Below are 16,196 nucleotides of genomic sequence, written 5' to 3'. Positions count from 1 at the left end.
GAAAAAGACACAGACGAAGCAAAAACGTCAATACCGTATTAACCGAAACACCACAGCATAACGCGGAAATGACAAGGGCGGCGATGTTACCATCGCCGCCCCTTGGATATCCGGACTATTTATATTGCATGCGATTTATATCGCACTGCATCAAAATGCGTGATTCACGCCCAATGCATAGATATTCATGCTCGAAGGAATGGTCGGGCCTTTCTTGTTGGAAGCATCCGCATACAGATAAGTGCGTGGCGACAAGCTGTATTCATAGCCGATCGACATTTGTTTAGTCTTTTGCATGCCCTGGTTCAAAGCGCCCTGGTTTTTCTGGCCATAACCGGCCAGGATTTTGCCCGCGCCCATCTTGTAATTGGCGCCGACCACCCAGGAACGGGCTTCTTCGCTATTAAAGAAGGTGTGGCCGCGGTCCTGCTGGGTGCGCGAAGCCATCAGTTTCAGGTCCGGCGTGGCCATCACATAGCCGGCGACCGACCACAGGCGCGATTCGACCGCATTGCGTTCGGCCGCCAGCATCAGCGAGCCGGACACGCCGGTGTAGGTGGCCGAGACCGAGTACGGATTGGCCGACGCTTCCGAACCGATCCGGTATTGCGGATTGGCGGCGGTGCCGCGGCCGACGATGGCCGACGAACCCGAGCTCGCTTCCTTGGTGCCGACGGTGGCATTGATCTGGAAGCCCTTGTACACGTTCGAGTTATAGAACAGGGCGTTGGAGAAACGGTTGGTCGAATTGCCGACCAGGCCCAGCGGATCCGAAGTGTAGCCGGCCACCATCAGGTCGGTCTGGAAACCGGCCGGGCTCGGCACGCCGTGGAAGGGCTCGAACAGGGTGCTGGTTTCCTGGAACGCGGTCAGGCCGCGTCCGATGCGCACCATGCCGAAGCCGCCTTGCAGGCCGACCCGGCTCTGGCCCTGGAACAGGGGACGCTGGATGCCGTTCGCGCCCTGCTCGATGGTGCCCGAGTCCGGTTCATAACGAATTTCGAGCTGGAACAGGGCTTTCAGGCCGCTGCCGAGGTCTTCCACGCCTTTGAAACCGAGGGTGTTATTTGCGCGCTTGCCGATGTTCAAGGATTGGTCGGTACGTTTGATCATGCCGGCATCGACCGTGCCGTAGATGACCACAGAAGATTGTGCTTGTGCAAAGCCGGCGGTGGCGCCGAGAACTGCCAGAGCAAGCAGGGATTTTTTCATGTACACGTCCTTAAAAAGTGAATCAGTCGAATCCGCAAGTGCCTTGAGTTTTCCCTCTTCTGAACACGCGGATTAAGAAACCTTGATTGCCTGGCCATGTCTTGCTGGCTGTCCTGATCGATTATGAGGGGTAGAATTGGTTGAAAGCCAATCATTCCAGCAGTGTTGTTGTATTTATGAAACGTTACTGCGTATTGATACAGGCAAGAACATGCGCTTGTCGATGAAATCGGTTCATGCGGAATCTCATCTGTAATAAATGACAAGCTTTGTGCAAAATCAAGGAAGTCGCCATCTGCGGCCATGACGCCGCCCACCTGACGTAGACTTTATGACGTCGGCTGCACCCGCATCAGCCAGGCAATTGTTGTATGTTTGCAACTCGACCGACGCCATGCGGTGTAGCAGGCCCGACGGACTTATCTCCTCCGGGGGCCCTCCAACAAGGTGATGGCAAAAATCATGGCAAACCGTGAAGAACTAGCGCTCATACGTGGCGCGCGCGCAGGCCGCGCCCAGGCCCAGCTCGAACTGGGCACCCTGTATCTGTTCGGCAGCGCGGGCTTGCCCAAAAGCTTGCCGACGGCGCTGCACTGGCTCGACCGTGCCGCCCAGCAAGGCTGTACCGGTGCGAGCCAGCTGATCGGCACCCACATTCCCTTCGACGTGGCGCTGCAGAGCCAGCGCCCGGTGGCGTGCTGGTTCGAGCAAGCCTACGACGAGGGCAACCCGCGCGCCGGCCTGGTGCTGGCCCAGCTGATCCTGGGCGGGCATGGCGGCGACACGCCCGGCCCGGAACGGCGCGACAAAGCTTTCGCCGCGCTGGAAGCGGGCGCGGCGGCCGGGCTGGCCGAGGCGCAGTGGCTGCTGGCGCAGCACCGGCGCCTGGCCGGGGCGCTGGCGGCGCCCGAGGCGCAGGACGCGTCCCCGCGCGCGCCGGTCCCGCCGGCCGGTGCGCCGCAGCGCCTGGCCGAGGCGCGCTGGCTGCAGCGTGGCGCCGACAATGCCGCGCCCCAAGTCCAGTTATCGGAACTCGACAGCGACTGGGAAGCGGGCCTCCTGCAAGCCTACGCCGCGCGCGCGCTGCCGCTGGCGCGGGCGCTGCTGCGCCAGCTGGGCACGACCCCGCGCGCCGCCAGCCAGCTCGGGGCGGCGGACGTGACGCTGCTGTCGCGCTGCGCGCGGGCGCTGGCGGCCGTGGCGCACGCCACGGCGGACGAGGCCGAGGCCGAGGCCGTGAGTGCCGAAAGCCGTCATTTCTTCGAACTGGCCGCCGCCGAGCACGATGCCCATGCCCAGTTCGCCGTGGGACTGTGGTGCGCGCGCATGCAGGTCGACGGCAAGCGCATTGCCGTGGGCGAAGGCTCGGCCAACTTCAAGAAAGCCATCCGCTGGCTGACCCTGGCCGGCAACCAGGGCCTGGCCGAAGCCTGGTACGCGCTGTCGCGCATCTACATCAAGCCCGAATTCTCCCAGCGCAATGTGCTCGACGCCCAGCGCTACCTGGAGCGCGCCGCCGAGATGGGCTACCGCGACGCCCAGCTCGAATGCGGCAACAGCGCCTGGCGCGCGCGCCGCGAGAATGAAAACAACGATGTGCGCGCCGTGTACTGGCTGCAAAAGGCGGCGCTGCAAGGCTGCCCGCTGGCGGCCACGGCCCTGCACAAGATCGCCCCGCGCTGCGACGGCGCGGCCTATACCGAAACCGGGTCCCTGGCCGCGTACGAGCTGGGCGGCGCCCACCCGCTGCTGGCCGCGCGCCTGGAGCTGGCCGCCCTGTTCGGGCTGACCCGCGCCGAAGCGCTCCTGCTCGATGTCACGGCGGCCGACCAGGGGCATTGCCTGGTGATCGATATCCGCGGCAGTTACGGGCGCAGCAAGCGGCGTCTGGTGGTGATCGATTCGATGCACGAACGGCACGCGCTGGACCGCATCGTGCGCCTGTTCGACGGCATCGATTGCGGCCCGACCGGGCCGGAGGGCAATTACCGGCAGCGCCTGTACCGGCTCAAGACCCTGGTGCCCGAGTCCGAGCAGGCGGAGCAGGGCGAGGTGGAGGCCTACGAAATGGCGGCATGACGGCAAGCCGACGTATGACAGCGCCGGCCCCATGCCGGCGCCCGGCTCAGAGCGCGATCTCGCCGTCGAACACCGTCACCGCCGGTCCGCTCAGCATCACCGGCTGTCCGTCGCCTTCCCAGGCGATCGACAGTTCGCCGCCGCGCGCACTGACGCGCACCGGCGAATCGAGCAGTCCGCGCCGGATCCCGGCCACCACGGCCGCGCAGGCGCCCGAACCGCAGGCCAGCGTTTCGCCGGCGCCGCGCTCGTACACGCGCAGCTTGATGTGCTGCCGGTCCAGCACCTGCATGAAGCCGGCATTGACCTTGTTCGGAAAGCGCGCATGCGCCTCGATCAGCGGCCCGGTTTCCAGCACCGGCGCCAGGTCGACGTCCTCGACCACCTGCACCGCGTGCGGATTGCCCATCGATACCACCGAGACGAACACGGTCTTGCCGCCCTGGTATTTGATCGGCAAGGGCCACAAGGTGTCCTTGCCCTCGGCCCAGCCGCCCAGCCCGGCCGCATCGAAGGGCACCTGGGCCGGTTCGAGCACCGGCGCCCCCATGTCCACCGTGATGCTGCCATCGGCTTCCAGGCGCGGGGTGATGATGCCCTTCATGGTTTCCACACGGATGCTCGACTGCGTGGTCAAGCCCTTGTCTGTGACAAACTTGACGAAGGCGCGCGCGCCATTGCCGCATTGCTCGACTTCGCCGCCATCGTTATTGAAAATGCGGTAACGGAAATCGCAGCCTTCGCCCTGCGCTTGTTCGACCACCAGGATCTGGTCGGCGCCGATCCCGAAACGCCGGTCCGCCAGGCGCTGCCACTGGGCGGGCGTCAGGTCGACCTGCTGGCTGATGGCGTCGACGACGATGAAATCGTTACCGGCGCCGTGCATCTTGGTAAATTTGAGTTTCATGGGTGTCAGTATAGTGCGGGAAGATTATTGTTTCAGGTAAGGCGACGGTTCGCCTGGCGGACGGGTCTTGAAGCGCTTGTGCGTCCAGAAATACTCGGCCGGCGCCTCGCGCACCCGGTCCTCGATGAAGGCGTTCATGCGGCGGGCCGACTCGGCCATGTCGTCGCCCGGATAATCCTCCCAGGCCGGATAGAAGCTCACCTTCCAGCCCGTGTAATTCGGCAAGAAGGTGGCCACCACCGGAATCACCTGGGCCCCGGTGGCCGCCGCGATGCGCCCGGGCGCCGTCAGGGTGGCGGCGGGAATCCCGAAAAACGGCACGAAGGCGGCATCCTTGTCGCCGAAATCCATGTCCGGCAGCATAAAGTAGGGCACATGCTCGCGCATGGCGCGGATGATCGGCTTGACCCCCTCCTTGCGCGAAAACAGTTGCACCGGACGGAAGCGCGAGCGGCCCTTGCGCAAGACCTCGTCGAACACCGCGTTTTTCTGCGGCACGTAAATCGAGCACAAACCGGTTTCCAGCATCACCGCCACGCCGGCCACGTCCAGGCTCACGAAGTGCGGGCACAGCAGGATGGTCGGCCGATCCGCGATCTGCGCCAGCGGCACGCCCGGCTCGACACGGATCAGGCGGCGCAGGCGCGCTTCCGGCGCCCACCAGAGGATGCCGCGCTCCCACACGCTGCGCGAATACGACTGGAAATGCTGGCGCGCCAGCACCACCCTTTGCGCTTCCGACAATTCCGGCATGCACATGCGCAGATTGGTCAGGGCGATATGGCGGCGCTTGCGCAAGACCAGGAACAGCAGGCTGCCGACGCCCGTGCCGACCCGTCCCAGCAGGGGCAGCGGCAACCAGTGCATCAGCCACATCAGGCCAAGCAGCAACTTCATGCGTCCACCTGCGCGTCCGGCGCTGGCACGCCGCCGGGCTGCTTGTAGCGGTTATAACTCCAGAAATACTGGGCCGGGCAGCGCGCGATCAGCTGCTCCATGGCGCGGTTGATGGTCGTCGCCTGCTCGGCGGCGGTGCCGGCAAGTTCCTGGCCGAAAGGCACGAAACGCACGATGAAGCCCTTGCCCCCCGGGCGCCGCTCGGCGTACACCAGGATGATCTCGGCATTGCCCAGCTGCGCCAGCTTGGCCGGCAAGGTCATGCTGTAGGCCGGGCGGCCGAAAAACGGCGCCCACACGCCTTCGCCCTCCTGCGGCACCTGGTCCGGCAGCACCCCGATCGGCTCGCCGCGCTTGAGGCACTTGGCCAGGATCCGCACGCCCGACAGGTTGGCCGGGGCCAGGTGCAGGTTGTGGCGCGCGCGGGCGCCCTCGATCAGCGGTTTCAGGGCCGCCTGCTTGGGCGGGCGGTACATCACGGTCAGCTTGGTGCGCAGCGCGATCTGCTGCGCCGTGATCTCGAAGCAACCCAGGTGCGGGGTGAGGAACATGATCCCGCGCCCGCTGTCGATGACCGACTGGACGTAGTCCCAGTTCTCGTCGGTGGCCATGCCTGCCACTTTTTCGGGCGGCGCGCACCACACGAAGGCCAGTTCGATGATCGACTTGCCGGACTCGGCGATGGCAGCCGACAGGTGCTGGCCGAAGCCGGCCGCGCGCAGGTTGGTGCGCATCAGCTTGCGGTAAGAAGGGGAGGCGAGGTACACGAACCAGCCCAGGCCGGCGCCCAGGACATGCAGGGCCGGCAAGGGCAGTGTCGATAAAAGACGGAAAAGGGGAACTAACATGGTTTTTGACTGTGGTTCAACAAACGGCTAGTTGCTTAGCCAAAATTTCTCAAGGAGCGTAAAATACCACGTATGCAGTATCCGCCGAGTTAATAGACAACTTGCGAAGCGGAATATAAATGTCGCTAAAGCGTCGCAGGCAACCCGGTTACTGCGACTTCAATACCACACAGTAACAGGAGCATTGCATGTCAAACGACTATCTCTTTACGTCCGAATCCGTCTCGGAAGGCCACCCCGACAAAGTTGCGGACCAGATTTCCGACGCCATCCTGGACGCCATCCTCGAGCAAGACCCGAAAGCGCGCGTGGCCGCCGAGACCCTGTGCAACACGGGCCTGGTGGTGCTGGCCGGTGAAATCACCACCCACGCCAACGTCGATTATATTCAGGTTGCGCGCGAAACCATCAAGCGCATCGGCTACGACAACACCGACTACGGCATCGACTACCGCGGCTGCGCCGTGATGGTCTGCTACGACAAGCAGTCGCCCGACATCGCCCAGGGCGTCGACGAAGGAGCCGGGCTCGACCTGGACCAGGGCGCCGGCGACCAGGGCCTGATGTTCGGCTACGCCTGCGACGAAACGGCCGAGCTGATGCCGGCCGCCATCCACTACGCGCACCGCCTGGTCGAGCGCCAGTCGCAGCTGCGCAAGGATGGCCGCCTGCCGTGGCTGCGTCCGGATGCCAAATCGCAAGTGACCCTGCGTTACGTCGACGGCCGTCCGGTTGGCGTCGACACCGTGGTGCTGTCAACCCAGCACGCGCCGGAAGTGACGCACGCGCAGATCGAAGAAGCGGTGATTGAAGAAATCATCAAGAAAGTCTTGCCGGCCGAGTGGCTCAACAACACGCGCTACCTGGTCAACCCGACCGGCCGCTTTGTTATTGGCGGTCCGCAAGGCGATTGCGGCCTGACCGGGCGCAAGATCATCGTCGACACCTACGGCGGCGCGGCGCCGCACGGCGGTGGTGCGTTTTCGGGCAAGGATCCCTCGAAAGTCGACCGTTCGGCGGCCTACGCGGCCCGCTACGTGGCCAAGAACGTGGTCGCGGCCGGGCTGGCGCGCCAGTGCCAGGTGCAGGTCAGCTATGCGATCGGGGTGGCCAAGCCGATCAACATCACGGTGTACACCGAAGGCACGGGCGTGATCTCGGACGAAAAAATCGCCGCCCTGGTGATGGAGCATTTCGACCTGCGTCCGAAAGGCATCGTCCAGATGCTCGACCTGCTGCGTCCGATTTATCAGAAGAGTGCGGCGTACGGCCACTTCGGCCGCGAAGAGCCCGAGTTCACCTGGGAGCGCACCGACAAAGTCGCCCTGCTGCGCGCCGAAGCCGGCCTCTCCTGACAGCGACAGCGTCGCAAACCGCCTGCCAGCGCGGTTTGCACCCCCAACCGGGGTCAGAGCTTTAATTAGAAATATTTCTAGTTAAAGCTCTGACCCCGGTCTCGTTTTTCACCGTTTCCTGGTACGGCAAGGGCGGAGACTGGACGATTTCTGTTAAAAGACGCAATAGTCCTGTCGATGTGGCGCCCAGTCTTTCGCCTGGAAGCGCGCCGCAACCGGGGTCAGAGCTTTTAATTGAAATGTTTCTAATTAAAGCTCTGACCCCGGTTGTAGGACATGCGGAGGGCGGCTGTCGGCGTTTGCCACGTCGGAGAAATTTGGCTGGCGCAACTGGGCGTTAGCGGCTACACTTCTCTGTTCCGAGGAGCGTTGCGACGAAATGCCCATTTCGCCAGGCTCGGAATTTCCACCGCAACCGCGCTCACGTTACTTTTTTCTAACTGAAAGGAGGGCGTGATGAACGCCGTACTCAAAACTTCGCAAGACTTCCATATCGCCGACATCTCCCTGGCCGCCTGGGGCGACAAGGAAATCAAGATCGCCGAAACCGAAATGCCCGGCCTGATGGCCATCCGCGAGGAATTCGCCGCGGCCCAGCCCCTCAAGGGCGCGCGCATCACCGGTTCGCTCCACATGACCATCCAGACCGCCGTGCTGATCCAGACCCTGGAAGCCCTCGGCGCCAAGGTGCGTTGGGCGTCGTGCAATATCTACTCGACCCAGGACCACGCCGCCGCCGCCATCGCCGCCGCCGGCACGCCGGTGTTCGCCGTCAAGGGCGAAACCCTGGACGAATACTGGGATTACACCCACCGCATCTTCGAGTGGCCAAGCGACGCCGGCCAGCCGGTGTATTCGAACATGATCCTCGACGATGGCGGCGACGCCACCCTGCTGCTGCACCTGGGCACGCGCGCCGAAACCGATCCCTCGGTGCTGGCCAACCCCGGTTCGGAAGAGGAAATCTGCCTGTTCAACTCGATCAAGAACCACCTGGCGAAAGACGCCACCTGGTACTCCAAGCGCCTGCCGCAGATCCTGGGCGTGACCGAGGAAACCACCACCGGCGTGCACCGCCTGTACCAGATGCACAAGGAAGGCAAGCTGGCTTTCCCGGCAATTAACGTCAACGATTCGGTCACCAAGTCGAAGTTCGACAATCTGTACGGTTGCCGCGAGTCGCTGGTCGACGGCATCAAGCGCGCCACCGACGTGATGATCGCCGGCAAGGTGGCCGTCATCGCCGGCTACGGCGACGTGGGCAAGGGCTCGGCCCAGGCCATGCGCGCGCTGTCGGCCCAGGTGTGGGTCACCGAAATCGATCCGATCTGCGCACTGCAGGCGGCGATGGAAGGCTACCGCGTCGTGACCATGGATTACGCCGCCGAACATGGCGATATCTTCGTCACTTGCACCGGCAACTATCACATCCTGACCGAACAGCACATGCTGGCCATGAAGGACCAGGCCATCGTCTGCAACATCGGCCACTTCGACAACGAGATCGATGTCGCATCCCTGAAGAAATATCAGTGGGAAAACATCAAGCCCCAGGTCGATCATGTGATCTTCCCAAGCGGCAAGCGCATCATCCTGCTGGCCGAAGGCCGCCTGGTCAACCTCGGCTGCGGCACCGGTCACCCGTCGTACGTGATGAGCTCCTCGTTCGCGAACCAGACCATCGCCCAGATCGAGCTGTTCGCCAACACCGACAAGTACCCGGTCGGCGTGTACGTGCTGCCGAAGCACCTGGACGAGAAAGTCGCGCGCCTGCAGCTCAAGAAGCTCAACGCGCAGCTGACCGTGCTGACCGACGAGCAGGCCGCCTACATCACCGTCAATAAAGAAGGCCCTTACAAGCCCGACCACTACCGCTATTAAGCGCTAGCGACGGCGCGCATCCGCAAGGAGCGCGCCGTTTTCTTATCGACGATGGCTTTTTTCCTATCCACCGGACTTCCGCTTCCCTTATGCGCTTACTTTTGACGTGGTTGATTAATGCAGCGGCGCTGTGCGCGCTGCCATTCCTGATGAGTTCGGTTCAAGTGACGAACATGGCGTCGGCCCTGATTGCCGCGCTCGTGCTCGGGCTGGTGAATACCCTGATTCGTCCGGTTCTGGTCCTGCTGACCCTGCCCGTAACCCTGCTGTCGATGGGCTTGTTTATCCTGGTGATCAATGCGCTGCTGTTCTGGGCAGTCTCGTCCTTGGTCGATGGATTCCAGGTCTCGGGTTTCTGGTCGGCCTTCGGCGCCGCCATCCTGTACAGCATCATTTCGTGGGCGCTGTCCACCTTACTCCTTAAAAAAGATGGCAACTCCTGACTTCAGCATCGAATTCTTCCCGCCCAAGACGCCCGAAGGGGCGGACAAGCTGCGCGTGGCGCGTGCCAAACTGGCGCTGCTGCAACCTAAATATTTCTCGGTCACCTTCGGCGCCGGCGGCAGCACGCAGCAGGGCACGCTCGACACCGTGGTCGAGATCCTCGGCGAGGGCCATGAGGCCGCTCCCCACCTGTCCTGCGTGGGCGCCTCGCGCGCGTCGATCCGGGCGATCCTGAAACAATTCCAGTCGCACGGCATCAAGCGCCTGGTGGCCTTGCGCGGCGACTTGCCGAGCGGCTACGGCGGCGCCGGCGAGCTGCGCTATGCCAGCGAGCTGGTCGAGTTCATCCGGGCCGAAACCGGCGACTGGTTCCATATCGAAGTGGCGGCCTATCCGGAAGTGCATCCGCAGGCGCGCTCGCCGCAGGACGACCTGCAGAACTTCGCGCGCAAGGTGCAGGCCGGCGCGAATGCCGCGATCACCCAGTATTTTTACAACGCCGACGCGTATTTCGCCTTCATGGACCAGACCCGCAAGCTGGGGATCGATATTCCCGTCGTCGCGGGGATCATGCCGATTACCAATTACACGCAGCTGTTGCGGTTTTCGGATATGTGCGGCGCGGAAATTCCACGCTGGGTGCGCCTGAAGTTGGCCAGTTTCGGCGACGATAGCGCCTCGATCAAGGCATTTGGCCTCGATGTGGTGACGCAGCTGTGCGAGCGCCTGCTCGCCGGCGGCGCGCCGGGCTTGCATTTTTACAGCATGAACCAGGCTGTGCCGACCACGGCCTTGTGGGAGCGCCTGAAGGCCGGCTGATGTCGACGCGCCGTCGTTTCCTGGCGAAACGACGGTCGACATCATGCTTCCGTCAGCACCCTGTCGAGCGCGACATCATGCGGCCCGCCGGCAAACGCCACCTGGTCCGCCGCATACGCCACCCCCACCGTATACGGTCTCGGCAGCGCCTCCAGCGTGCGGTCGTAATACCCGCCGCCATACCCGAGCCGGTAGCGCTCGGCGGTAAATCCCAGGCAGGGCACCAGCAGCAGCGCCGGCCGCTCGACCAGCCGCTGCCCGGCCGGCACCGCCACCCCCATGCGGTCGCTGACCATCGCCTCGCCCGGCACCCATTCCACGAAGGCCAGCGCCGTATCCGGCGCCACCACCAGCGGCAAGGCCAGCGCCACGCCGGCGCGCGCCAGTTCGAGGTAGAGCGGCTGCAGGTCGGGCTCGCCGCGCAGCGGCCAGTACACGCCTAGCGCTCGCGCGCCGGCCGCGTCCAGCCCACGCCACCAGGCCAGCACGCGCGCGCCGATGAGCGCGTCGCGGCGCGCCTTTTCCGCAGGGTCGAGGGCGCGCCGGGCCGCCTTCAGGCTGGCGCGCAAGCTTGCCTTGTCGGCAATATGTGCAATTGCATCATTTGAGTGCGCCGGTGCTGGCTGCGCGGCATGCCCGCATGGTATTCTAGGTTCGCCAGTCATGTGTTAAATGAAGTATCCATGGAGAGTCGCATTCAGATGTTCCTGCCGAAATTGTTTGCCTTCGCGATTGTCGCCGGAGCCTGCCTGATTCCCGCCTACGCCCAGGCGCCGGCGCCGCCCTACGACCCGCGCGCCGACGACGATACCTTCCTGCTGCTGCGCGAAGCCGCGCGCCAGGACGACGCCGCCAAGGCCAATGCCTACGCCTCGCGCCTGCAGAACTATCCGGTGCCGTCGTATGTCGATTATTATCGGCTCAAAACCCGCCTGCGGGTCGCCTCGAGCGACGAATTCCGCGATTTCCTCACGCGCTACCAGGGCCTGGCCATCGCCGACCGCCTGCGCAACGACTGGCTGCTGGAACTGGGCCGCGCGCGCGACTGGGCCAATTTCGACCAGCAATATCCGCTGTTCGTGCTCAACGACGACACCCAGGTCAAGTGCTACGCCCTGATGTCGCGCGTGGCGCGCGGCGAAAAAGTGGCCGACGACGCCCGTGCGCTGCTGGTCAATCCGCCCGGCTATGGCGACGCCTGCGGTTCCCTGATTTCCACCCTGGCCCAGAGCGGCCAGTTCGACGCCAACGACTTGCTGGCCCAATTGCGCCTGGCTGGCGAAAGCAAGGCCACCGGCCCGGCCAAGCGCATCGCTGCCCTGCTCGGCGTGTCCGAACTGCACGCCTCGCAGGCGGTCGACCTGCCGGCGCTGGCCATGGCGCGCGGCATCGGCGAGACCCGCGCCGACCACGAAATCTATCTGATGGCCGTCTCGCGCATGGCGCGCACCAGCCAGAACCTGGCCGTGGTGGCCCTGAACAAGAACGCGCCGCGCCTGTCGCCCCAGGAGCAGGCCATCGGCTGGGCCGGCATTGCGCACGCCGCTTCGCTCACGCTGGCCCCGGAAGCCTACGAGTACTGGCGCAAGAGCGCCGGCGCGCCGCTCACGGCCGAGCAGATTCAATGGAAGACCCGCATCGCCCTGCGCCGCGCCGACTGGAAAACCGTCAAGGCCAGCATCGAGGCGATGCCGGCCCCGATGCGCGCGCAACCGGTGTGGACCTACTGGCTGGGGCGCGCGCTGCAGGCCGAACACGGCGCGCACGAAGCGGCCGTGGCCCTGTACCAGCGCATCGCCGACCAGAACAGCTTCTACGGCCAGCTGGCGCTGGAGGAACTGGGCCAGCTGATTTCGATCCCGCCGCCGGGACCGGCCCTCACGCCCGAGGAAATGGCGCCCATGGCCAGCAATCCGGGCCTGCGCCGCGCGCTCAAGTTCTTCAGCCTGCGCCTGCGCCTGGAAGGCACGCGCGAGTGGAACTGGGAGCTGCGCAAATTCAGCGAACGCGAACTGCTGGCCGCGGCCGAATTCGCGCGCGCGAACCAGATCCTCGACCGCATGGTCAATACCTCGGACCGCACCCGCACCCAGTTCGACTACACCCAGCGCTTCCCGTCGCCGCACAACGACATCCTGCACCCGACCGCGCAGCAGCTCGGCCTGGACCGGGCCTGGGTGTATGGCCTGATCCGCCAGGAATCGCGCTTCATCATGGATGCGCAGTCGAGCGTGGGCGCGTCCGGCCTGATGCAGGTCATGCCCGCCACCGGCGCTTACGTGGCGCGCAAGATCGGCCTGGGCGACTACGTCAAGAACAAGCTGACCGACGTGCGCACCAACATCCTGCTCGGGGCTAACTACATGAGCATGGTGCTGGAAAACGCCGACGGCTCGCAGACCCTGGCCACGGCCGCCTACAACGCCGGACCGGGACGCATGCGCAACTGGCGCGGCAAGCTCGACGAGCCGATGGAAGGGGCCATTTTCGCCGAGTCGATCCCGTATATGGAAACCCGGATCTATGTCAAGAATGTGATGTCCAACGCGACCAACTATGCCGCGCTGTTCGAGAACAAGCCGCAGTCGCTCAAGGCGCGCCTTGGCAAAATCACGCCGCGCAGCGCCCAGGGCAACGACCTGCCCTGATGCGCCTGCGGGCCATCATTGAAGGGTGTGCACGATGAAAGACATGACGGTAGTGGTATTCGGCGGCTCCGGTTTCATCGGCAGCCATCTGGTGGCGCGCCTGTCGCAGGAGGGCGCGCGCGTGATCGTGCCGACCCGCCGCGCCGAACGCGCCAGGCACCTGATCTTCCTGCCGCGCGTGGAGGTGGCAGCCGCCGATGTGGGCGACGACGCCACTCTGCGCCGCCTGCTCGCCGGGGCCGACGCCGCCATCAACCTGGTGGGCGTGCTGCATTCGCGCCGCGGCCAGCCGTACGGGCCGGACTTCAAGCGCGCCCACGTCGACCTGCCGCGCCGCATCGTGGCCGCCTGCGCCGCCGGCGGCGTGGCGCGCTACCTGCACATGAGCGCCCTGGGCGCGGCCGCCGACGGCCCCTCGATGTACCAGCGCTCCAAGGCCGACGGCGAAGTCGCCGCGCGCGCCGAAGCCTCGGTGGCCGCCACGATTTTCCGGCCCTCGGTGGTGTTCGGCCCCGGCGACAGTTTTCTCAACACCTTCGCGCGCATGCAGAAGTGGCTGCCCTTCATCCCGCTGGCCGGCGCCGCCACCGACTTCCAGCCGATCTACGTGGGCGACGTGGCCGACGCGTTCGTCCACGCGCTGGGCGACCTGAAAACGCGCCAGCAGGTGTATGCGCTGGGCGGGCCGCAAATCTATTCGCTGGCCGAACTGGTGCGCCTGGCCGGCCGCTATGCCGGCCATCCGCGCCCGGTGTTCGGCATTCCCGACCCGCTGGCGCGCCTGCAGGCCCTGTTGTTCGAACTGCTGCCGGGCGAGCCGCTGATCAGCCGCGACAACCTCGACTCCATGCAGGTCGATAACGTGGTCGATCCGGCCATCCAGGCCACCACCGCCGCCGCCCTCGGCCTGCAACTGCGCGCGCTGGAAGCGGTGGCGCCGCGCTACCTGGCGCCGCACGAACGCTTCGACGACTACCGCGCCCGCGCGGGACGCTGAACGCGGCGCCCGCGCCGGGCCCCGATTTTTTACTTTTCTCCGGAACCGTCATCATGCAAACCACCGAACTCGATCCGACCCTGTCGCACACCCTGGACGAGGCCAGGAAGGCCGGCCTGACCCTCATCATCGGCAACAAGAACTATTCGTCCTGGTCGATGCGGCCGTGGGTGGCGGCCACCGCCTTCGGCATTCCCTTCAACGAAGTGCGCGTGCTGCTCGACCAGCCGGATACCTCGGCGCGCATCGCCGAGTATTCGGGCGCGGGCCGGGTGCCGGTGCTGGTGGCCGGCGAAATGACGATCTGGGACAGCCTGTCGATCTGCGAATACCTGGCCGAACAGTTCCCGGAAAAGCATATGTGGCCGCAGGATGTGGCGGCGCGCGCCATGGCGCGTTCGGTCACGGCCGAAATGCACAGCGGCTTTGCCGACCTGCGCAGCGCCATGTCGATGAATATCCGCATGAGCCTTCCCGGGCGCGGGCGCACCCCGGGCGCGCAGGGCGACATCGGCCGCATCAGCGAAATCTGGGAAGAGTGCCTGTCGCGCTTCGGCCACCACCAGTTCCTGTTCGGCGATTTTTCGATCGCCGACGCGTTTTTCGCGCCGGTGGTGATGCGCTTCAAGATCTACGGCGTGGCGCTGGCGCCGGCCCTGCAAGCCTACTGCGAGCGGGTCCAGGCCCACCCGGCGGTGGCGCGCTGGGTGCGCGAAGCGCTGGCCGAAACCGAAATCGCCGCGCATCACGACGAAGAAATCCGCGGCAAGCCATAATAGCGGTTTTGGCAAGATCATCTTCAGCATGAAAACATACATCGTCGGCGGCGCGGTGCGCGACGGCCTGCTCGGCCTCCCGGTCCAGGACCGCGACTGGATCGTGGTCGGCGCCACGCCCGAGGACATGCTGGCCGCAGGCTTTCGCCCGGTCGGCAAGGACTTCCCGGTCTTCCTGCATCCCGAGACGCAGGAAGAGTACGCGCTCGCGCGCACCGAGCGCAAGACCGCGCCCGGCTACCGCGGCTTCGTGTTCCACACCTCGCCCGATGTCACGCTCGAAGAAGACCTGGTGCGGCGCGACCTGACCATCAACGCCATCGCGCGCGATGCCGACGGCGGCATCACCGACCCGTTCGGCGGCCGGCGCGACCTGGAGGCGAAGGTCTTCCGCCACGTCTCCGGCGCCTTTGCCGAAGACCCGGTGCGGATCCTGCGCCTGGCGCGCTTCGCGGCGCGCTTTCCCGGCTTTACGGTGGCGCCCGAAACCATGGAACTGATGCGCAGCATGGTGGCGGCCGGCGAAGCCGACGCCCTGGTGGCCGAGCGCGTGTGGCAGGAAGTGGCGCGCGGCCTGATGGAGCAAAAGCCCTCGCGCATGCTGGCCGTGCTGCGCGCCTGCGGCGCGCTGGCGCGCATCGTGCCGGAACTCGATGCCCTGTGGGGCGTGCCGCAGCCGCCCCTGCACCATCCCGAAATCGACACCGGCGTGCACATGGAGATGGTGATCGACTACGCGGCCGAACGCGGCTTCGCGCTGCCGGTGCGCTTCGCCGCCCTGATGCACGACCTGGGCAAGGGCGCCACCCCGCCCGGGCGCTGGCCCAGCCACCACGGTCACGAGCAGCTCGGCCTGGCCCTGATCGACGCCGTCTGCGCGCGCCTGAAGGTGCCGGGCGACTGCCGCGACCTGGCCGTGATGACCGCGCGCGAGCACGGCAACATCGGGCGCGCCCGGGAACTGCGCGCCAATACCCTGGTCACCCTGTTCGAACGCTGCGACGCCTTTCGCAAACCGGCGCGCTTCGCGCAGATGCTGCTGGCGGCCGAATGCGATTTTCGCGGGCGCGGCGATGGCGGCAGCGGCGACGACTTCCGCACCCGGCCGTATCCGCAGGGCCCCTACCTGCTCGCGGCCCTGGACGCGGCGCGCGCGGTCAACGCCGGCGAGGTGGCGCTGCGCTGCGGCGAGAACAAACAGCAGATCGCGCATGCCGTGCATACGGCGCGCGTCTCGGCCGTCAAGGCGGCGCTGCGCCTGGGCGACGACCCTGCTCAGGCGGACGACAGGAAAGACCCGAATCCTGCTATTCTTTGATCCGATATTGGCATT

General features: G+C 65.3%; 14 protein-coding genes and 1 riboswitch. Of the genes, 9 read left to right on the top strand and 5 right to left on the bottom strand.

The genetic code is table 11. The features are described 5' to 3' along the window. Positions 1 to 150 precede the first annotated feature (150 nt). Entirely contained in the window at positions 151 to 1,212 is a 1,062-nt protein-coding gene (locus tag EJB06_RS28055) for a porin (protein WP_126077331.1), read from the bottom strand. 462 nt (positions 1,213 to 1,674) lie between these two features. Between EJB06_RS28055 and EJB06_RS28050 the strand changes: the two genes are divergently transcribed. Beyond that, positions 1,675 to 3,291 carry a tetratricopeptide repeat protein gene (locus EJB06_RS28050; protein WP_126077330.1) on the top strand — a complete coding sequence of 539 codons (1,617 nt, stop codon included), beginning with the start codon at positions 1,675 to 1,677 and terminating at the stop codon, positions 3,289 to 3,291. 46 nt (positions 3,292 to 3,337) lie between these two features. Here EJB06_RS28050 and dapF read toward each other — a convergent pair whose 3' ends face one another. From dapF to EJB06_RS28035, 3 genes are read right to left on the bottom strand one after another with little or no spacing between them, the layout of a single operon-like run. After that, the gene (dapF, locus tag EJB06_RS28045) at positions 3,338 to 4,198 is read right to left on the bottom strand and encodes a diaminopimelate epimerase (RefSeq protein ID WP_126077329.1); all 861 of its coding nucleotides are present in this window, start codon (positions 4,196 to 4,198) and stop codon (positions 3,338 to 3,340) included. A 24-nt stretch (positions 4,199 to 4,222) separates the two neighbouring features. Next, positions 4,223 to 5,095 (bottom strand): LpxL/LpxP family acyltransferase, encoded by an 873-nt coding sequence (locus EJB06_RS28040; RefSeq protein ID WP_126077328.1) that lies wholly within the window; start codon positions 5,093 to 5,095, stop codon positions 4,223 to 4,225. Beyond that, positions 5,092 to 5,943, bottom strand: a complete 852-nt coding sequence (locus EJB06_RS28035) for a lysophospholipid acyltransferase family protein (RefSeq protein WP_126077327.1) — start codon at positions 5,941 to 5,943, stop codon at positions 5,092 to 5,094. Before EJB06_RS28035 ends, EJB06_RS28040 begins: the two co-directional genes overlap by 4 nt. A 188-nt stretch (positions 5,944 to 6,131) precedes the next feature. Between EJB06_RS28035 and metK the strand changes: the two genes are divergently transcribed. From metK to metF, 4 genes are all read left to right on the top strand, one after another. Continuing rightward, positions 6,132 to 7,298 carry a methionine adenosyltransferase gene (metK, locus tag EJB06_RS28030; protein WP_126077326.1) on the top strand — a complete coding sequence of 389 codons (1,167 nt, stop codon included), beginning with the start codon at positions 6,132 to 6,134 and terminating at the stop codon, positions 7,296 to 7,298. Positions 7,299 to 7,653: 355 nt separating this feature from the next. Continuing rightward, positions 7,654 to 7,728, top strand: a riboswitch (S-adenosyl-L-homocysteine riboswitch). Positions 7,729 to 7,754: 26 nt separating this feature from the next. Continuing rightward, complete coding sequence (gene ahcY / locus EJB06_RS28025; protein WP_126077325.1) at positions 7,755 to 9,179, top strand: adenosylhomocysteinase; 1,425 nt, start codon at positions 7,755 to 7,757, stop codon at positions 9,177 to 9,179. Positions 9,180 to 9,268: 89 nt separating this feature from the next. Then, entirely contained in the window at positions 9,269 to 9,622 is a 354-nt protein-coding gene (locus EJB06_RS28020; protein WP_126077324.1) for a phage holin family protein, read from the top strand. Continuing rightward, positions 9,609 to 10,442, top strand: coding sequence for a methylenetetrahydrofolate reductase [NAD(P)H] (gene metF, locus EJB06_RS28015; RefSeq protein ID WP_126077323.1), 834 nt, complete (start codon positions 9,609 to 9,611; stop codon positions 10,440 to 10,442). The genes EJB06_RS28020 and metF overlap by 14 nt, the downstream gene beginning before the upstream one ends. A 41-nt stretch (positions 10,443 to 10,483) precedes the next feature. On the opposite strand, the gene EJB06_RS28010 is transcribed toward metF, so the two are convergent. Continuing rightward, complete coding sequence (locus EJB06_RS28010) at positions 10,484 to 11,107, bottom strand: 5-formyltetrahydrofolate cyclo-ligase (RefSeq protein WP_126077322.1); 624 nt, start codon at positions 11,105 to 11,107, stop codon at positions 10,484 to 10,486. Between the two features lie 18 nt (positions 11,108 to 11,125). Between EJB06_RS28010 and EJB06_RS28005 the strand changes: the two genes are divergently transcribed. From EJB06_RS28005 to EJB06_RS27990, 4 genes are read left to right on the top strand one after another with little or no spacing between them, the layout of a single operon-like run. Continuing rightward, positions 11,126 to 13,090: a lytic transglycosylase domain-containing protein gene (locus EJB06_RS28005; protein WP_229427328.1), complete on the top strand. Its 1,965-nt coding sequence runs from the start codon at positions 11,126 to 11,128 to the stop codon at positions 13,088 to 13,090. Between the two features lie 34 nt (positions 13,091 to 13,124). Next, positions 13,125 to 14,087, top strand: a complete 963-nt coding sequence (locus EJB06_RS28000) for a complex I NDUFA9 subunit family protein (protein WP_126077321.1) — start codon at positions 13,125 to 13,127, stop codon at positions 14,085 to 14,087. 53 nt (positions 14,088 to 14,140) lie between these two features. Then, entirely contained in the window at positions 14,141 to 14,863 is a 723-nt protein-coding gene (locus tag EJB06_RS27995) for a glutathione S-transferase family protein (RefSeq protein WP_126077320.1), read from the top strand. Between the two features lie 28 nt (positions 14,864 to 14,891). Next, a complete protein-coding gene (locus EJB06_RS27990; protein ID WP_126077319.1) occupies positions 14,892 to 16,181 on the top strand; it encodes a multifunctional CCA addition/repair protein in 1,290 nt (429 codons plus the stop codon). Positions 16,182 to 16,196: the final 15 nt, after the last annotated feature.

The sequence above is a fragment of the Massilia atriviolacea genome (genome assembly GCF_003953935.1).
Lineage (GTDB): Bacteria > Pseudomonadota > Gammaproteobacteria > Burkholderiales > Burkholderiaceae_D > Telluria_A > Telluria_A atriviolacea.
Note: the sequence above shows the minus strand (reverse complement) of the source record. Positions and strands in the feature narration are given on the sequence as shown.

Coding starts and splice junctions, on each gene's coding strand:
- dapF (WP_126077329.1), bottom strand. CDS start 4,198: ATGAAACTCAAATTTACCAAGATGCACGGCGCCGGTAACGATTTCATC.
- EJB06_RS27995 (WP_126077320.1), top strand. CDS start 14,141: ATGCAAACCACCGAACTCGATCCGACCCTGTCGCACACCCTGGACGAG.
- EJB06_RS28005 (WP_229427328.1), top strand. CDS start 11,126: ATGGAGAGTCGCATTCAGATGTTCCTGCCGAAATTGTTTGCCTTCGCG.
- ahcY (WP_126077325.1), top strand. CDS start 7,755: ATGAACGCCGTACTCAAAACTTCGCAAGACTTCCATATCGCCGACATC.
- metK (WP_126077326.1), top strand. CDS start 6,132: ATGTCAAACGACTATCTCTTTACGTCCGAATCCGTCTCGGAAGGCCAC.
- EJB06_RS28040 (WP_126077328.1), bottom strand. CDS start 5,095: ATGAAGTTGCTGCTTGGCCTGATGTGGCTGATGCACTGGTTGCCGCTG.
- EJB06_RS28035 (WP_126077327.1), bottom strand. CDS start 5,943: ATGTTAGTTCCCCTTTTCCGTCTTTTATCGACACTGCCCTTGCCGGCC.
- EJB06_RS27990 (WP_126077319.1), top strand. CDS start 14,892: ATGAAAACATACATCGTCGGCGGCGCGGTGCGCGACGGCCTGCTCGGC.
- EJB06_RS28000 (WP_126077321.1), top strand. CDS start 13,125: ATGAAAGACATGACGGTAGTGGTATTCGGCGGCTCCGGTTTCATCGGC.
- EJB06_RS28010 (WP_126077322.1), bottom strand. CDS start 11,107: ATGACTGGCGAACCTAGAATACCATGCGGGCATGCCGCGCAGCCAGCA.
- EJB06_RS28055 (WP_126077331.1), bottom strand. CDS start 1,212: ATGAAAAAATCCCTGCTTGCTCTGGCAGTTCTCGGCGCCACCGCCGGC.
- EJB06_RS28050 (WP_126077330.1), top strand. CDS start 1,675: ATGGCAAACCGTGAAGAACTAGCGCTCATACGTGGCGCGCGCGCAGGC.
- EJB06_RS28020 (WP_126077324.1), top strand. CDS start 9,269: ATGCGCTTACTTTTGACGTGGTTGATTAATGCAGCGGCGCTGTGCGCG.
- metF (WP_126077323.1), top strand. CDS start 9,609: ATGGCAACTCCTGACTTCAGCATCGAATTCTTCCCGCCCAAGACGCCC.